Source organism: Hymenobacter cheonanensis, assembly GCF_030581075.1.
Classification (GTDB): Bacteria; Bacteroidota; Bacteroidia; order Cytophagales; family Hymenobacteraceae; genus Hymenobacter.
On sequence record NZ_JAUQSW010000009.1, the window covers coordinates 205,805 to 222,560 of the forward strand.

Genomic DNA, 16,756 nt, shown 5'->3' on the forward strand with positions numbered 1-16,756 from the left:
TCACATTTCAGCAGGCGGCAGCGAATGCTTTACGTCTTTAGCAGTGATTTACCAGCTTGCAGCCAATTTAGGGTTTCCTCGCCCCGCAGCAATTCTACTTCAGCTTCTTCCTCGCCGGTTTCATCATCAATAATGACGTTATCCAATTGATAAATCTTCTCTACTAAAGTTGCTTGCAGCAAGGCAATGTCTATACCCTGCCAATTGCTGCTTTCATCCTCCGGCGTTAAGTTGATACCTATTCTGGTTTCACCATTTATTTGAACGTCATAGTCAACTGCTGCAAAAACGGTTACGCTGGCATCGCTCAGCACTCGCAAGCTGCCGTGGTTGTAGTCGCCCCAAAAAAGCTCTTCTACCGCAATATTTCCCGTAACGTAGATTTCCTGGCCGCCAACCAGCATCGTACTAGCGCGCAAATCGCCTAGTATTACCAAGCCCGTTGCACCATCAGTATTGTTGTTGTAAATAAAGGTTTTGACTTGCAAATTCCCTTCGACCAGAATAAGGAAAACGTGTTCTACCTCCTGGGTTGAGAAATCCAGGTTTAGAGATTCGAGAACCGTATCAGAAGCATACACTAAGACCGGCTCATCGTCAAATTCTCCGTGGTGTACTTCATTACGCCACACCGCCCAGGCATCGGGCGGCAGCAAGTGCTTTATAACTGCGAAAGAGGTGCGCTGAGGCTTAGTCATACCATAACTCATTATTTCTCTAAAGCTAAGCTGGCGTTGCCGGTGCCCGCCGCGAGCCGCGGTACAGCTCATATTTCAGCAGGCGGCAATCAATTGGCCCATTGAAGAGCGGAATGCGGCGCGACACCTTTAGGCCGATGCGCTTGGCAGCCTCCAGGTTGCCGGTGAAAATGAACGCGTCGTAGCCCTGAAAATTCGTTTTCAGCGCGTCGCCAATGGTTTTATACAGCTCATCCATCTGCGCCTCCTCCCCTATCCGCTCGCCGTAGGGCGGGTTGGTGATGACCAGGCCCGGCGCCTGGCCCTGGGGCGGCTGGGCATCGCGCACGTCGCGCACGCTCAGGCGGATGCACTCGTCGAGGCCGGCGGCCTCGATGTTGGCCGCCGCCTGCTCCAGCACCCGCGGGTCGAGGTCGGAGCCGGCTAGGTAGGCCTGCGGCTCTTCGATGCGTTGGGCCTGGGCGGCTTCGCGCACTTGCTGCCAGAGGCTGGCGTCGAAGTCGGGCCAGTTCTCAAAGCCGAACTTGCCCTGGTGAAATAGGCCGGGCGCAATGCGCTGGGCTAGCAGGCCGGCCTCGGTGAGGATGGTGGCCGAGCCGCACATGGGGTCAATGAGCGGACTTTTCCTGTCCCAGCCGCTGAGCAGGATGAGGCCGGCGGCCAGCACCTCATTCAGCGGGGCCTCGTTGGTGCCCTGGCGGTAGCCGCGGCGGTGCAGCGAGTCGCCGGCCGCGTCGAGGCTCAGAATCACCTCGTTTTCGAGCATGCGCAGGTGAATGCGGATGTCGGGATTTTTGGTATCAATACTAGGCCGCTCGCCGGTGCGCTCCCGAAACTGGTCCACGATGGCATCTTTGGTGAGCTGGGCTACATACAGGGAGTGCTCGAAACTCGACTTGTTGACGACGGCCGTGATGGCAAACGTTTGGCCGGGGCGGATGAAACGGCTCCAGTCAATCTTGAATACCTCGTCGTAGAGGCCGCGCTCGTCGGGGGCGTAGAAATCGGCGAAGGGGCGCAGCAGGCGCATGGCCGTGCGGCTCCAGAGGATGGTGTTGTAGAGCAGCTTTTTATCGCCGCTAAACTCGACGGCGCGGCTGCCCACGTAGTCGATGGTGGCGCCGAGCTGGCTTAGCTCTTCGGCCAGTACGTCTTCGAGGCCAAATTGGGTGGTGGCGGTAAGGTGCATGGCGCAAAGGTCGGGGCTAGCGCCCGAGAAATAGCCCTGTCGGCCGGGCTGGCACCTGCACAACGGGCTAGCCAGTGGCGGGCTTAACTCGCCTGGGGCTGCTACGTACGTAGTTACTACTGGCTGGCCCGCGCCGACCAGCAAGCCCATTTACCCTGCATTTTTCACTAAATCAACCTGGTAATGGTCATGGAAAGCAATTTTCAAATTGCCGTTGAGCCATCTGTACTCAGTGATTTAAAGCGCCGCCTAGCCGCCACCTGCTGGCCCGATGAGGTGGATAATGCCGACTGGCAATACGGCACCAACGAGACTTACCTGCGGGAGCTGTGCACCTACTGGCAGCACAGCTTTGACTGGCAAAAGCAGCAGGATTACCTGAATTCCTTTTCCCATTTTAAAACGACGGTTGATGGCACTGGCCTGCACTACCTTCACCACAAAGGCCAGGGCACCAATTCTTTGCCGCTGCTGCTAACCCACGGCTGGCCCGATTCTTTTGTGCGCTTTCTGAAAATCATTCCCTTGCTGACCCAGGCCGATGCGCACGGCTTTGCCTTTGATGTGGTAGTGCCCTCCATTCCCGGCCACGGCTTCTCTGCTATTCCAACCAAGCCTGGGATGAACAACAGGCAGATTGCCAAGCTATTCGCTAGCCTCATGACTGAGGAGCTGGGCTACAAAAAGTTTCTGGCGCACGGCGGCGATGCGGGCAGCGAAATAACGGAGCAGCTAGGCCTTTACCACGCCGATGCGCTGCTGGGCATCCACCTGACTGATATTCCCTACCACCACATTATCGTGGCAGATGAGGCCAGGCTAAGCAGCGCGGAAAAAGCCTACAAAGCCGAGGTAACGAAGTGGCAGCAGACCGAAGGGGCTTACAACATGATACAAAGCACTAGGCCCCAGACCCTGGCCTACGGCCTGAACGATTCGCCCACTGGCCTGGCCGCCTGGATAATAGAGAAGTTTTACAAGTGGAGTGACTGCCACGGCAACCTGGAAAGCTGCTTTACCAAGGATGAGTTGCTAACCAACATCACCATTTACTGGGCCACCCACACCATTAATTCTTCCTTCCGGCGCTACCACGAAACGATGCAGGATATAGCCCGGGAAATGTTCAACCCGCTGGCCAAGCTGAATCCGTTTGATAGAACTGGCAGCAAAATAAAGGTGCCCACGGCCGTTGCGCAGTTTAAAACCGACCTACTGCCGCCTAAGGATTTTGCCAATCGCTTTTTTGCCATTCAGCGCTGGACCAAGATGCCCGCAGGCGGCCACTTCACCGCCATGGAGCAGCCCCAGCTTCTGGCCAGCGACATCCGGGCATTTGCCGACGAGCTGGAAATCAAGCCGTAAAATTGTTGCCAGCCCTCTAGGCTAGCGCGAGTTTAGCGCAGCGTAACCCGTGCTGCTTATGACGTGGAGGCTGCGCCTCCATTGCCGCACCAGCGGCAAAATGACGTTGCTTATCCACAAGCATTTGCTAAAAACCAGCTCTACCCAGGCGCAAGTTTGCCGCTAGGGCGGCAGTGGAGGCACAGCCTCCGCCTCATAGTTTTGTCACGAGTTACGCTGCGCTAAACTCGCGCCAGTAGGGGCAGCCTTCCTTGGTATCATCTACTTTACCGGCTAGCCCCTTCCCCATGCCCGACAGACCCGTACCACTCACCGTTTTGCTGAAGCTAAGCAGGCTCCGGGGGCCCGCGGGCGTACTCGGGCTGGTTTTCGTGCTGGGGTCGCTTTTTGTGCTGACGCCGGCGCTACTCGTCGCCTCTCGCAACTTCACGCAGTCCTACGAGCGCTACGACTACGACGCCATCCGGGACCACGGCACGGTGGCCACGGCCCATATTATCAGTATCACGCCGGTGCTGAATACCACCATCAACGGTGAGCATCCGCGCGTTATCAGCTACACCTACCCTAGCCCGGCTGGCAATGTGGCCGACCAGTTTCAGACGCTGGAATTAGCCAAGCTCGGCGGCCTGCAAGCGGGCGACACCATCCGCATCCGGGCGCTGAACCAGCAGAGCATCATCCCGTCGCTACGGCCGTTTAGCTTCCCGTTTGGCTATTTTTTCATTCTGCCGGGCGTTTTTTTGCTTGTGGGGCTACCCTTTTTTCTGTGGGGCTTCCTGCCGGCCTGGCGCGCTTACCAGCTCTACCGGCACGGCATTGTGCGAAAGGCAACGGTAACGGGCATTTCGAGCCGAGTTATTTCCACGTCGCGCCACAGCCAGCAAAGCGTTTTGGTGGTGAGCTACGACTACGCGAGTCTCACCGGGCAAAAGCTCGCGGGCGAGTCGCCGACCGATGACCTGCTGCTGGTGCGGGAAAAGAAATTCGGCGACGCGGTTGACATTTTCGTTTCCGACACCGACGAAACTAAATCGTGCCTTGTGCCCCGGCTCGATGCGCTGAAACATAACTGGCAGCTTTGATTCATTACCCTAGTCATGCCGAACAAGAATCTGTATATCATTGCGGGCTGCAACGGGGCGGGCAAAACCACGGCTTCTTTCACCATCCTGCCCGAAGTGCTGGACTGCCGCGAGTTTGTTAACGCCGACGAAATCGCCCGTGGCTTGTCGCCTTTTCAGCCCGAAAAAGTAGCTTTCGAAGCCGGCCGCATCATGCTGCACCGCGTGGAGGAATTGCTGCGCCGCGGCGAAACCTTCGCGCTCGAAACCACCCTAGCCACGAAGATTTATCAGCAGAAAATCCGGGCCGCGCAGCAGCAGGGCTATTCCGTTACGCTGCTGTATTTTTGGCTCAGCAGCCCCGAGCTAGCCCAGGAGCGCGTGAAAACGCGGGTGCGGGAAGGCGGCCATTCTATTCCGCCCGACGTAATTGAGCGGCGGTACTGGCAGGGAATCAACCGGCTTTTCGATAGTTATTTGCCGCTGGTGTATAGAGCACTGATTTTTGATAACTCAAACGGCAAGCCTGTTTTATTGGCGGAGAAGCTAGCCGGGAGCTTTCACATTGAGAATGACGTATTGTATCAGCAGTTAAGAAGCACCTATGAAACCGGAAGCGCAAATTGAGCGGCGACAGAAAATTCTGGCTGGCCTAGAACTCGCCTACGAGCGGATGCTGGAATTTAAGCGCCAGAAGAACAGTGAGGTTGTAGTGATGCGTGAAGGAAAGATTGTGCGGCTAAAGCCTTAACATTATTTTCTGCACCAATGACCACAAGCGAATTATTGCAGGAGATAACAGCTAGTCGTGACTGCGGCAATGTCTATTTAACCATTTATGAAAAATCTATTGATTTTGAATGGGAGTCATCCGTCCTAGAGCATCTGCAAACGACTTGTATCCCGGCAGATAACTTCAAAGCGTCTCTGACTAGAATTGGTACTAGTAAGCTTGCTCGCGATATTCTAACCGAACTACTCCACCATGACCTCGCTTACGGCACAGAAATAATACCGCGGGGAAAAGCCAGTTCGCTCGCTGGTGCATTCATCTCCTTATTCAGCGAACAAGCCGTGTATTTTTCAAATTCGACTTGGAACAAAAATGAATACTGCGAGGCAACTAAGTACTTTGAACTGGGCCAAACATCCTGGACTTCCTTCACTGAAGCAACCTTTGATTCGGGCCTCATCGTTTGTGATACTGATAAAATAGGCATTGCTTGGTTTGCGGATGAGGACTAGCGGAAACCAAGACAAGCATCTATCCCCCCAGCCGGCCCCGCAGCCGGCTTTTTTTGTACCTTCCGCCCCGTATGGCTACTCCCGTTACTTCTCCCCTCCGCTCCAATTCGGACACTGTCACGCGCTCCTACGCCGGGCCGATGGTGCTCATGACCCTGCTGTTTCTGCTCTTCGGGGCGGTCACGAACTTCAACGACGTGCTCATGCCCTACCTCAAGGACGTGTGCCAACTCACTGACCTGCAATCGTCGGCGGTGCAGTCGGCGTTTTTTGGGGCGTATTTTCTGATGTCATTGCCGGCGGGCAAAGTGCTGGAGCGGCTAGGCTACCAGCGTGGCATTGTAGTCGGGCTGCTCGTGATGGCGGGCGGGGCGCTGCTCTTCGTGCCGGCGGCCAATACGCGGGCGTTCCCGCTATTCCTCACGGCGCTGGCGGTGCTGGGGGCGGGCATTACGCTGCTGCAAGTGGCGGCCAACCCCTACGTGAGCGTGTTGGGCCCGGCCCGGCGGGCGGCCTCGCGGGTGAGCATCGTGGGCGTGGCCAACAACTTTGGCGGGGCTATTTCGCCGCTGGTGGGCGGGCTTATTTTGTTTGGCAGCGCGGTAGCGGCCAGCAGCGCGGCGGCCAGGCGCCTGGCGGCGCTGCCCCTGATGCAGCAGCTGGCGCTGAAGGCGCAGCTGGTAAAGGGCCCGTACCTGGGCCTGGCGGCGCTGCTGGTGGTGCTGGCGGGGCTGTTTTTCGTGGTGCGGCTGCCCGACATCGAGAGCCTGCCCGAGGAGGAAGCGCTGGAGCATCAGCCGGTAGCGGCCGGCCGCCGCTCGGCCCTCAACTACCGGCACCTGGTGCTGGGCATCGGGGCCATTTTTGTGTACGTGGGCGTGGAAGTGGGGCTGGGCTCGTTCCTGATTCGCTACGGCGAAAGCCAGCACATTCAGCAGCTTTCGGCCTTCACCCAAAGCCTGGTGCGGGGGCTCAACGCGGCCACCAACTACGCCTACTTCCTGTTTGGCGCCACCCCTAGCCCGCTCGATACGGCGGCGGGCTTCACCAAGGCGGTGGGCGCGGTGCTGGTGTCGTCGTACTGGTTTGGGTCGCTGGTGGGGCGCGTGGTGGGTATTCCGCTCCTGCTTAAGTTTCACAACCGGGTATTGCTGGTGGCGGTGTGCGCAGCGGGCGTAACGCTGGTGGGCGCGTCGGTGCTGAGCCAGGGCGAAACCGCGCTGTGGCTCGTTGTGCTCTGCGGGCTGATGAACTCGATTATGTGGCCCGTTATCTTCCCGCTGGCCATTACCGGGCTAGGGCCGTTCACCAAGCAAGGGTCGTCGTATTTGATAATGGCCATTGTGGGCGGGGCCATTATTCCGCCGCTCATGGGCTTTATTTCCACGCACGGCGGCGGGCTGCGGGTGGCCATGCTGGTGCCCGCGCTGTGCTACGCCTACCTCTTGTTTTATGCGCTCAGCGGCTACCGGGTGCGGTAGGGTTTACCGAGCTAGTAGGATGCCTCAGCGAGCTACTTCTTTCGAGTAGCTCGCTGGGGCATCCCTTTTGGTGGCTGCTCCTAAAAGCCTGCACCTGGCCGGTAAGCCCGGCAGTATTGGCGCGGCCTTACTAGTGCAGGCTAGCCCTTTACCCACCCGCCGCCTGGGTTGAGCGAAAAAACCAGTTGCCAGGCCAGCTTCGTAATTTAGTTTGGTTGTTCATTGTATAATCCTTTTCACCCCCTACTCTGCAATACACTATGCGCACTGTTTTGCTTAAAAAATCTTATCTGTTACTGTTACCTTTTTTGCTTATAAGTGTACTGAGCTGCAAAAAGCTTGTGAACCTGATTACCTTCCAGGTCAGCGACTCTAGCAGCTTCACGGTGCCGGGCACCCCGTTTATCACGGGGGCAGCCATCAATTTTCCGGTCCTGACGGTGCGCACCACCGCCCAGAGCACCTACCAGAACAATAATACCTCGGCCGCCTACGTGCAGGACGTGACGCTTGACCGGCTCACGCTCACGGTTACCAATCCCTCGACGCAGAATTTTGACTTCCTGAAAAGCATCAGCATTTACATCTCGACCGACGCGGCGGGCTCCAACAAAATGCTGCTGGCCTCGCTGGCCGCCGTGCCCACGGGCCAAACCAGCATCAGCCTGACGCCGGCGGGCGGCAAGCTCGACCAGTACCTGAAAGGCGATTCGTATACCCTGACCACCACCGCCGAATTGGCCCAAACGCTGCGCCAGAACACCGATGTGCGCGCCGATTCGCGCTTCAACGTGCGCGCCACGCTGCCCTAGCGGCGGTGCGCGGGCCAATAAGAACGGGTACAGACCTGGCTCTGTACCCGTTCTTTAATATTGGCAGCTCACGTAAGCACTGCGGTGGCCTGGCCTCAATCAGCCGCTCGCCGCTGCCCGGCTTCTGGGCGGCGGCGCCTCGCTAGCCAGTAGTACCAGGCGACCCCGGCGGTGGGCAGCGCCGATTACAAAGTCCGCGCTACCTGCCGACCTTTGCGGCCATGCAGCTCGAAGAAAACGTTTCGCTCCGCCCCTACAACACCTTTGGCCTCGATGTGCAGGCCCGCTATTTTGCCCGCTTCACTTCGGTAGCGGAGCTGCGCCAGCTGCTGGCCAGCCCCGAGGCGCAGGCCGGCCCGCTGCTCATCCTGGGCGGCGGCTCTAATCTGCTGCTGACCCAGAATTTCGGCGGCGTAGTCTTGAAAAACGAGCTTAAGGGCCTCGAAATCATTTCGGAAGATGCCGACACCCACACCGCCCTGCTGCGCGCCGGCGCCGGCGAAAGCTGGCACGGCCTGGTCGAATTCGCCCTCGACCAAGCCCTGAGTGGCGTCGAAAACCTGTCGCTCATCCCCGGCACGGTGGGCGCGGCGCCGCTCCAGAACATCGGCGCCTACGGCGCCGAGCTACAAGACACCTTCGAGCGGCTGGAGGCCCTAGCCATTGGCACCGGCGAGCTGCGCGTGTTTTCGAAGGAAGAATGCGGCTTCGGCTACCGCGAAAGCGTGTTTAAGGGCCCGCTCAAAAACCAGTACGTGGTTACGGCCGTGGTGCTGCGCCTGCACCGCGCCGAGGCCCAGCGGCCCACCAATAGCAGCTACGGCGCCATTCAGGAAACGCTGGCCGAGCTAGGCATTGAGGCCGAGCCCACCCCGCGCGACGTGAGCCAGGCCGTGGTACACATCCGGCGCTCAAAGCTGCCCGACCCGGCCGAAATCGGCAACGCCGGCTCGTTTTTCAAAAACCCCGAGGTATCGCCGGCCAAGTTCGACGAGCTTAAAAGCCGCTACCCGGGCCTGCCCGGCTACCCCGTGCCGGGCGCCGTGAAAGTGCCCGCCGGCTGGCTTATCGAGCAAGCCGGCTTTAAGGGGCTGCGGCGGGGCACCGGCACGGGCACCCACGGCGTGCACGACCGCCAGGCGCTGGTGCTCGTGAACCACGGCGGGGCCACTGGCCAGGAGCTGCGCGAGCTGGCCGAGGAAATAATCCGGGCCGTGCGCACCCAGTTCGGCATCGAATTACACCCGGAAGTTAACATTTTATAAATAAAGCGCTTAGCCAGCCTTCCGCGCCGCTTAACGCAGGCTTAACAAGCACGGGGTGCGGTCCAGTTAGTTTTCGCCGTTATTTTGCGCTGACAGCTCGTATTCAGCCTTTTTCAGCTTGCTTATGCTCTTCTCTACTTCCCTGCTCTTGGCTAGCCTGGGCAGCCACCTGGCAGCCGGCCCCGGCCCCAAGCCAGCGCCGCCCGGCCCGGCGGTGCTCACGATAAAAGCGGCTAAGGCCCTGGGGCCCGGCGCCACCGTTACGGTGCGGGGCGTGGTCAGCAACGGGCCCGAGCTAGGGGCGCTGCGCTTTGTGCAGGATGCGGAAGCGGGCCTGGCCCTGTACGCGCTGCCCACCCGCGTGCCGGGCTACGACGAGCTGCGGGCCGGCGACAGCCTGCAGGTAACCGGGCAGCTCAAAAGCTACAACGGCCTGCTGGAGCTGGACCCCATCGCGACGGTGCGCAAAATCAGCGGCGGCCACAAGGTGCGCGTGCTGAAAGTGCCGGTGAAGGACATCAGCAGTGCCTACGTGGAGGCCAATGAGGGCCGCCTGCTCGAAATAACGGGGGTGAGCAAGCTCACGACCCCGGCGGGCGCGCCGGTGGAAACGCTGGCGGCCAACGCCAATTTTTTGCTCGATGGCGACAAGGCAGCGGCCCTGCGCGTCACCAATTCCAGCACTGGCCCCGGGGGCGTCATCGACGCGGCCGTGCCCAAGGGCGAAACTTTTGACGTGCGCGGCATCCTGAGTCAGTTTTCGCCCAGCGGCACGGGCGGCTACCAGCTGCTGCCGCGCCTGAGCAGCGACCTGGTGCGCGGCGGCGGGCTGCCCCGCATCACGGCCGAGCCGGTGCCGGTGGGCACTACGCCCCAGAGCTTTACCCTGGAATACACCACGCTGTACCCCGGCGATACGCGCCTTAAATTCGGCCCTTCGGCCACCGAGCTTACCGAGGAGCGCGTAGCCGAGGGCTTCTCGACCCAGCACCGCATCACGGTCGATGGCCTGGAGCCGGGCACTACTTACTACGTGCAGGTGGCCTCGCGCAATACCGCCGGCACGGCCACGGCCCCGGCGGTGCCCATCATTACGGGCGGTAAAAAGGGCAGCCGCAGCCGCCGCTAGGCTGCCGCGCCGCACGTTTAGCAAGCTAAGCTGCACCGTCGCTAGCCCGTTCGGCTGAGGCTGAGCGGGCTACGTGCTTTTGCGGGAGGCTGGAAGGAGCGTCTTGCTTTTTACTTGGCCGTTTGGCGGTTAATTTGCGGTTTCTGCTTTTTGCTTACCCGCCTTTCTGCCTTGCTCACCCCGCCTGCCCCCGCGTCCATTCTGGCCCGCCTGCGCGCCGAAACCCGCCCCTACCACGATGCCGTGGAGCAGAACGAGTTCAACCAGGCGCTGGCCACCGGCACCCCGAGCGAGGCGGCCACGGCCCGGTTTCTGGCCAAGATGTATGGCTTTCTGGCGCCCTACGAGGCGGCGCTGCTAGGCCACGCCGCCGCGCTGGGCCCCGCCTGGGAAATACCCGAGCGCCTGCGCGCCCACCTTATTCTGGAAGACCTGCGCGCCGCGCCCGGCCAGCTGCCGCTGTGCCCGGCCCTGCCGCCGCTGGCTACCGTGCCGCAGGTGCTAGGGGCCATGTACGTGCTGGAGGGCTCGACGCTGGGCGGCCAGGTGCTGGCCCGGCAGCTGGCCAAGGCCGGCAGCGACCTGCGCCGCTACTTCGTGGGCTACGGCGAGCGAACCGGCCCGCGCTGGAAGGCGTTTTGCCAGCTGCTGGCCGCCGCCGCCACCCCCGCCACGGAGGAGGAAATTGTGCAGTCGGCCATTCATACGTTTCAACACCTAGCCGCCTGGCTAGCCCGCCCGTGAGCTTACCCGACGAGAACCTGCTCGACCAGCCCATTACGCTGACTAACTGCGACCGCGAGCCCATTCATATTCCGGGCGCCATTCAGCCCTACGGCTTTATGCTGTGCCTCGATGAGGTGTCGCACCACGTGGCCTACGCCAGCGAAAACACGCAGGCGCTGCTCGGCATCGACCCCGCCGAACTGGTGGGCGCGGGCCTGGACTACCTGCTAGCCCCCGAGCGGGTAGCCGAGCTTAAAGCGTGCTTTGCCTCGCTCACTGAGGTGCACCAGTTGCTGGGCGTGCGCCTCGAACGGGTGGCGGGCCAGCCGTTTTACAAGCTCATCATGCACCGCTACGACCAGCTGCTGTGGCTGGAGTTTGAGCCGGTAGAGGAATCGGGGCCCGCCAGGCTCGACCTGCCCTACCTCAACTCGGCGCTGAGCCAGATGCTGGCGGCCGGCTCGGTGGCCGAGTTTTGCCAGTATGCCGTGGAGCAGGTGCGCGCCATCACGGACTTCGACCGGGTGGCCATCTACCGCTTTGCGGCCGATGAGAGCGGCGAGGTCGCGGCCGAGGCCATTCGGCCCGACCTGGCGCCCTGGCTAGGCCTGCGCTACCCAGCCTCCGACATTCCGCAGCAGGCGCGGGCCATGTACCTCAAAAACTGGCTGCGCTTTATTCCGGATGCCAGCTACGTGCCGGCCCGCCTGGTGCCGCTGCGCCCGCCCCGCGCCAGCCGCCCGCCCGACATGACCTACGCCGTGCTGCGCAGCGTGTCGCCCATCCACATCCAGTATTTGCACAACCTGGGCTCGGCGGCCACCATGACCATCTCGCTCATCCAGGATGGCCAGCTGTGGGGCATGATAACCTGCCACCACCTCACGCCCAAGCTGGTGAGCTACGAGCTGCGCGATTTGTGCCAGTTTATTGCCAAAACGTTTTCGGCTTTGCTTAGCTCCAAGGAGCGGCAAGACGAGCAGGTGTATCAGCTGCAGGTGCGCGAGCGCCAGGCACGGCTGTTCGAGCACGTATCCAACACGCCCAACTTTACCGAGGGGCTCTATCAGAAAACCCCGACTCTGATGGACATCTTCGACTGCGGCGGGGCGGCCATTTGTTTTGACGATAAGATAGTTACGCTGGGCAACACCCCTAGCCAGCCCCAGATTGAGGAGCTGCTGGCCTGGCTGCAAGCCAACGTGCAGCAGGACATCTTTCATACCACCTGCTACGCCGCGCTCAACCCGGCGGGGCTAGCCCTGCGCGGCACGGCCAGCGGCTTTATTGCGGCCTCGCTGGCCGAGGCGCCCGGCAACTACCTGCTCTGGTTTCGGCCCGAAGTGGTGCAAACCGTGAGCTGGGCCGGCCAGAACGAGAAGCCCCAGCAGCTGGCTGATGGCCAGCTTTTCCTCTCGCCCCGGCAGTCGTTCGAGGCCTGGAAGCAGCTGGTGGAAAACACCAGCGCGCCCTGGAAGCCGCTCGAAATAAAGGCGGCCACCGAAATCCGGCTGCATATTTCCGACGTGCGCCTCAAGGTATTCAACGAGCTGCACAGCCGCGCCCAGGCCCTGAGCCGCCTCAATACCGAGCTGGAGCGCAGCAATGATGAGCTTGATTCTTTTGCCTACGTAGCCTCGCACGACCTCAAGGAGCCGCTACGGGGCATCCACAACTACTCGCTCTTTCTGCTCGAAGACTATGCCGACCAGCTCGATGCCGACGGCGTAAACAAACTGCAAACCCTGGTGCGCCTGAGCCAGCGCATGGAGGGGCTGATTGAGGGCTTGCTGCAGCTCTCGCGCGTGGGCCGCACCGAGCTGGCGCTCACCGAAGTTGACCTGAACGAGCTGCTGGCCGAAGTACTCGACCTGTTGCAGCCGCGCCTCGAGCAAACCCATACCACAGTGGTGGTAGAGGGCCCGCTGCCCAGCGTGCCCGCCGACCGGGTGCGGCTTATGGAAGTGTTCAACAACTTGCTGACCAACGCTATAAAGTACAGCGACCAACCTACCAAAACGGTGGTGGTGGGCCAGGCGCCCGCCGGCACCGCGTTGCCCGGCGCGGGCGAGGCTTCATCCGCCTATCACGTTTTTTACGTACAAGACTTTGGCATTGGAATTGACCCCAAGCACCACGAAAATATCTTTAAGCTCTTCAAGCGCCTGCACGCGCAGGAGAAATATGGCGGGGGCACCGGGGCCGGGCTGGCCATCGCCAAGAAAATGATTGAAAAACATGGCGGCCGCCTCTGGGTTGACTCTGTGTTAGGTCAGGGAGCTACCTTTTATTTTGCCCTGCCCAAAGAAATAGCTGCCCTATAATTAAGAAAATAAAGCCGTGATTACTAGCGCATTGAAACCCGTATTAGTAGTAGAAGACAGTGCCGAGGACTTCACGGCGCTAGGGCGGGCTTTCCGTAAGCACGCGCTTCAAAACCCCGTGCTGCGCTGTGAGGACGGTGACCAGGCCCTGGCTTACCTGCAGGGCTATGGCAAGGCCATTGGCTGGCCGGCCACGCTGCCTGCCATTGTGCTGCTCGACCTGAACCTGCCCGGCACCGACGGGCGGGCAGTACTCAATGTTCTCAAGCAAGACCCGCTGCTGCACTCTATTCCCGTCATTATTTTCAGCACTTCCTCGAACGTGCGCGATATCGAGGACTGCTACCGGCTAGGGGCCAACAGCTACCTCACCAAGCCCATCGAGTACGCGGCACTGGAAGAAAAAATCCGCCTTACTATTAATTACTGGCTGGGCACCTCGGAACTGCCCCCCTTGAACTAGCCGCGCCGCGTGAAGAAGATTCTGCTGATTGATGATAATGAGCAAGACCGGCAGCTGTACCGGCGGTATCTGGGCAAACAGTTGGGCCACGAGCGGGTAGCCATTGTGGAGGCTACTACGGGCGCCGAGGCGGTGGCGCAGTTCACGGCCTCGCAACCCGATTGCGTGCTGCTCGACTACAACCTGCCCGATACCGACGGCCTCGACCTACTGCTAAAACTAAAGGAGCTAGCCCCGCCCAACGGCCTGTGCGTGGTGATGATAACGGGCGGCGGCAACGAGGCCTTGGCCGTGCGCGCCCTCAACACCGGCGCCCTCGACTACCTGGTGAAGCAGCAGTTCGACCCCGAGCTGCTGGGCAAAACGGTGCGCCACGCCATCGAGAAAAACGAGTGGCGGCAGTACGAGGCGCGCTACCACCACGAGGTGCAATTGATGAACCAGCAGCTGCGCGAGTCGCTGGATATGGTGGAGGAAACGCGCCGCGCCCTGAGCGCCAAAAATGCTGAATTGCAGATTACCAACCAGCAGCTGGCCCGCACCAACGCTGACCTCGACAACTTTGTGTACGCGGCCAGCCACGACCTGAAGCAGCCGGTGAACAACCTGCGTGGACTATTTGAGGAGCTGCGCCACACCGCTACGTTTGAAGACCCAGCCGCGCCGCACATGTGGCGCCTGGCCGATGACTCGCTGCGGGTGCTGGCCACCACCATTGCCGACTTGGCCACCGTGGTGCAGGAAGAGCGCCGCCCCGCCCAGGAGCTGGCCGAAGAAGTAGCCCTCACCGACGTAGTAGCCGAGGCCCTGCAAACGCTGCACCCCCAGATAGCTGATACCGAGGCCGTTATTACTACAGATTTTGCGGCGGCGCCTACTCTGCGCTACGTGCCGCGCAGCCTGCGCACCATCCTGCTCAACCTGCTGGCCAATGCTTTGAAGTACCACCGCCCGGGCCAGCCGCCGCACGTGCAGCTGCGCACCCGGCTAGCCGGCAACCGCCCCGTGCTGGAGGTGCAAGACAATGGCCTGGGCATCGACCTGGAGCGGCACGGCGCTGAGCTGTTTCAGCTGTTTCGGCGCTTCCATCCTGAGGCGGCGCCGGGCACGGGCGTAGGACTTTTTTTGGTAAACCGGCTAGTGCAGGCGCAGGGCGGCCACCTGGAGGTGGCTAGCCAGCCCGACTGCGGCACCACGTTCAGCGTGTTTTTTTAGGCAGCTGGCGTGAGCGGCAGCGGGTGGCCCTAGCCGAAAGGGCGGCCGTTTTTGGGGTCGGCGGCAAGCAATTTAGGGGGTTGGCTTGTTTGGCTGCCGGGCAGCCGGCCTGGGTTACCAGGCTGTGCCCTTCCTTTCTTATGCTTTCCGAACCAACTTACCTGGCGGCCCGCATGGTGGCCCCGGCCCTCGCCAACCACTTCGCGCAGCACCGCGACGAGGCCGCGCGGCTGGGTGGGCCGCCGCTGCCCTCACCCCCACCCGCCAGCCTGCTCGAAGCCATTATCGATGTGGCTTTCTGGGCTAGCCTGCGGCGCGAGGAAGGCCGCCCACCGCGCATCTCACTAGCCCTGCTTGAGCCCGAGGACGCGGGGCAGCCCCTGCTGTTTGGGCACCGGCTGCGCCTTACCCCGCAGGTGCTCATCAAGCTGGCGCCGGCCGTGGAGCACCCGGGCATTCACCTCGGCGTGGGCTTCGACGAGGAGGGCCTCTACGTGTGGGGCACGGCCAGCCAGGTGCCGCCGGTGTGCTTTGTGCTCGAAGTCGTGGAGCCTGGCCTGTTGGTAGCCAAGCACCGCCGGGCCGATGGCTTTGGCAAATTTGTGAACGTGGCCGTGCTGCGCGGCGACCAGATACGGGTGGTGGATGAAGAAAGCCAGGGCCTGGCCGACTACCCGGCCTTGCGCGCCTCGCTGCCGCCCATTCCCTGCCCCGGTACCTACGACCCGCGCCAGGTGAAGGTAGATGTGCTGCTGGAGCTGGCCCGCGCCATGCGCGCCCACGGCCGCGGCGGCCTGCTGCTGCTGGTGCCGCCCGGCGCCGATGAGTGGCGCGCCTCGGTGGTGCAGCCGCTGGGCTACCCGGTGGCGCCAGCCTTCGGCAGCATCGCGACGCTGCTTTCCAGCGCCGACCGCAGCCACCGCGACTGGCAGGAGAACATCTTGGATGCCATTGAGATAGTGGGCGGCTTCACGGCCGTAGACGGGGCCACCGTGCTCACTAGCCACTATGAGCTGCTAGCCTTCGGGGCCAAGGTAACGCGGCGCGCCGACGGCACTTCGGTCGAAGACCTCGTGGTGACGGAGCCGGTGGTGGGCAGCAGTGCCACCCGCCTGCACCCGGCCAAAAACGGCGGCACCCGCCACCTGGCGGCCGCCCAGTTTGTGCACGACCAGCACGATGCCCTGGCTATGGTGGCCTCGCAAGACGGCAACTTCACCGTTTTCTCGTGGTCCGAAGCCTTGCAGGTGGTGCACGCCCACCGCATCGATGTGCTGCTGCTTTGACAGCTATTTGCCAGCAAACCAACTTATTATACCTGCTGCAGCAGCCAGGCCAGGGCCTCCGGTTCATTGCCAAAAGAGCGGTACTTGAGGCCGGGCACGGGCGTGCTCGTCACAAAAGCGGTAGCCAGGCGCGTCAGGACGTTGGCGGCCAGCACCACGGCCCCGTAGCGGTAGCCGCTGTCGCGCACGGCAGCCGGCAGCCACTGCTGGCTTATCCACAGCTGCTCCTCGGAGGTAAAAGGCTGCATCTCAGTCTGATTGACCAGCACGCGCCCCGAGCCGTACTGCTGCATAGCCTGGGCCGCTGCATTGAAGATGGCGCAGGTAGCCGCAAAGGAGCGCGGCTGGCGTCCCCAATCCAGGCGCACATAGCCGGCCGGCTCGAAGCTTACCTGGCCCGCAGAATTGCGCAAAAGAATGATAGAATCAGCAGTAGCCGGCATAAGCCGTCAAAAATACGCTGCTAGCAGCCTTTTGCCGCAGCTTATTTTTAA

General features: G+C 61.2%; 16 protein-coding genes. 13 read left to right on the plus strand and 3 right to left on the minus strand.

The features are described from left to right. Positions 1-29 precede the first annotated feature (29 nt). Complete coding sequence (locus Q5H89_RS17230) at positions 30-698, minus strand: hypothetical protein (RefSeq protein WP_305020582.1); 669 nt, start codon at positions 696-698, stop codon at positions 30-32. A gap of 25 nt (positions 699-723) precedes the next feature. Further along, entirely contained in the window at positions 724-1,887 is a 1,164-nt protein-coding gene (locus Q5H89_RS17235) for a THUMP domain-containing class I SAM-dependent RNA methyltransferase (protein ID WP_305020583.1), read from the minus strand. 189 nt (positions 1,888-2,076) lie between these two features. Between Q5H89_RS17235 and Q5H89_RS17240 the strand changes: the two genes are divergently transcribed. From Q5H89_RS17240 to Q5H89_RS17300, 13 genes are all read left to right on the plus strand, one after another. Next, positions 2,077-3,252: an epoxide hydrolase family protein gene (locus Q5H89_RS17240; protein WP_305020584.1), complete on the plus strand. Its 1,176-nt coding sequence runs from the start codon at positions 2,077-2,079 to the stop codon at positions 3,250-3,252. Positions 3,253-3,539: 287 nt separating this feature from the next. After that, positions 3,540-4,337 carry a hypothetical protein gene (locus Q5H89_RS17245; protein WP_305020585.1) on the plus strand — a complete coding sequence of 266 codons (798 nt, stop codon included), beginning with the start codon at positions 3,540-3,542 and terminating at the stop codon, positions 4,335-4,337. A 15-nt stretch (positions 4,338-4,352) separates the two neighbouring features. Next, positions 4,353-4,943, plus strand: coding sequence for an AAA family ATPase (locus Q5H89_RS17250; protein ID WP_305020586.1), 591 nt, complete (start codon positions 4,353-4,355; stop codon positions 4,941-4,943). 141 nt (positions 4,944-5,084) lie between these two features. Then, a complete protein-coding gene (locus Q5H89_RS17255) occupies positions 5,085-5,561 on the plus strand; it encodes a hypothetical protein (protein WP_305020587.1) in 477 nt (158 codons plus the stop codon). Between the two features lie 71 nt (positions 5,562-5,632). Then, positions 5,633-7,042, plus strand: coding sequence for a sugar MFS transporter (locus Q5H89_RS17260; RefSeq protein WP_305020588.1), 1,410 nt, complete (start codon positions 5,633-5,635; stop codon positions 7,040-7,042). Between the two features lie 341 nt (positions 7,043-7,383). Continuing rightward, positions 7,384-7,854, plus strand: a complete 471-nt coding sequence (locus Q5H89_RS17265) for a hypothetical protein (RefSeq protein WP_305020589.1) — start codon at positions 7,384-7,386, stop codon at positions 7,852-7,854. A 221-nt stretch (positions 7,855-8,075) separates the two neighbouring features. Further along, entirely contained in the window at positions 8,076-9,119 is a 1,044-nt protein-coding gene (gene murB / locus Q5H89_RS17270; RefSeq protein ID WP_305020590.1) for a UDP-N-acetylmuramate dehydrogenase, read from the plus strand. Between the two features lie 124 nt (positions 9,120-9,243). Then, positions 9,244-10,248: a hypothetical protein gene (locus Q5H89_RS17275; RefSeq protein WP_305020591.1), complete on the plus strand. Its 1,005-nt coding sequence runs from the start codon at positions 9,244-9,246 to the stop codon at positions 10,246-10,248. A 171-nt stretch (positions 10,249-10,419) separates the two neighbouring features. Continuing rightward, positions 10,420-10,992: a biliverdin-producing heme oxygenase gene (locus Q5H89_RS17280; RefSeq protein WP_305020592.1), complete on the plus strand. Its 573-nt coding sequence runs from the start codon at positions 10,420-10,422 to the stop codon at positions 10,990-10,992. After that, a complete protein-coding gene (locus Q5H89_RS17285) occupies positions 10,989-13,298 on the plus strand; it encodes an ATP-binding protein (RefSeq protein WP_305020593.1) in 2,310 nt (769 codons plus the stop codon). Before Q5H89_RS17280 ends, Q5H89_RS17285 begins: the two co-directional genes overlap by 4 nt. Before the next feature lie 31 nt (positions 13,299-13,329). Beyond that, a complete protein-coding gene (locus Q5H89_RS17290; RefSeq protein WP_305020594.1) occupies positions 13,330-13,761 on the plus strand; it encodes a response regulator in 432 nt (143 codons plus the stop codon). Positions 13,762-13,770: 9 nt separating this feature from the next. Then, the gene (locus Q5H89_RS17295) at positions 13,771-14,976 is read left to right on the plus strand and encodes a sensor histidine kinase (protein ID WP_305020595.1); all 1,206 of its coding nucleotides are present in this window, start codon (positions 13,771-13,773) and stop codon (positions 14,974-14,976) included. A 140-nt stretch (positions 14,977-15,116) separates the two neighbouring features. After that, the gene (locus Q5H89_RS17300) at positions 15,117-16,262 is read left to right on the plus strand and encodes a putative sensor domain DACNV-containing protein (protein WP_305020596.1); all 1,146 of its coding nucleotides are present in this window, start codon (positions 15,117-15,119) and stop codon (positions 16,260-16,262) included. 26 nt (positions 16,263-16,288) lie between these two features. On the opposite strand, the gene Q5H89_RS17305 is transcribed toward Q5H89_RS17300, so the two are convergent. Then, positions 16,289-16,675, minus strand: a complete 387-nt coding sequence (locus Q5H89_RS17305; protein WP_305020597.1) for a hypothetical protein — start codon at positions 16,673-16,675, stop codon at positions 16,289-16,291. Between the last annotated feature and the right edge of the window lie 81 nt (positions 16,676-16,756).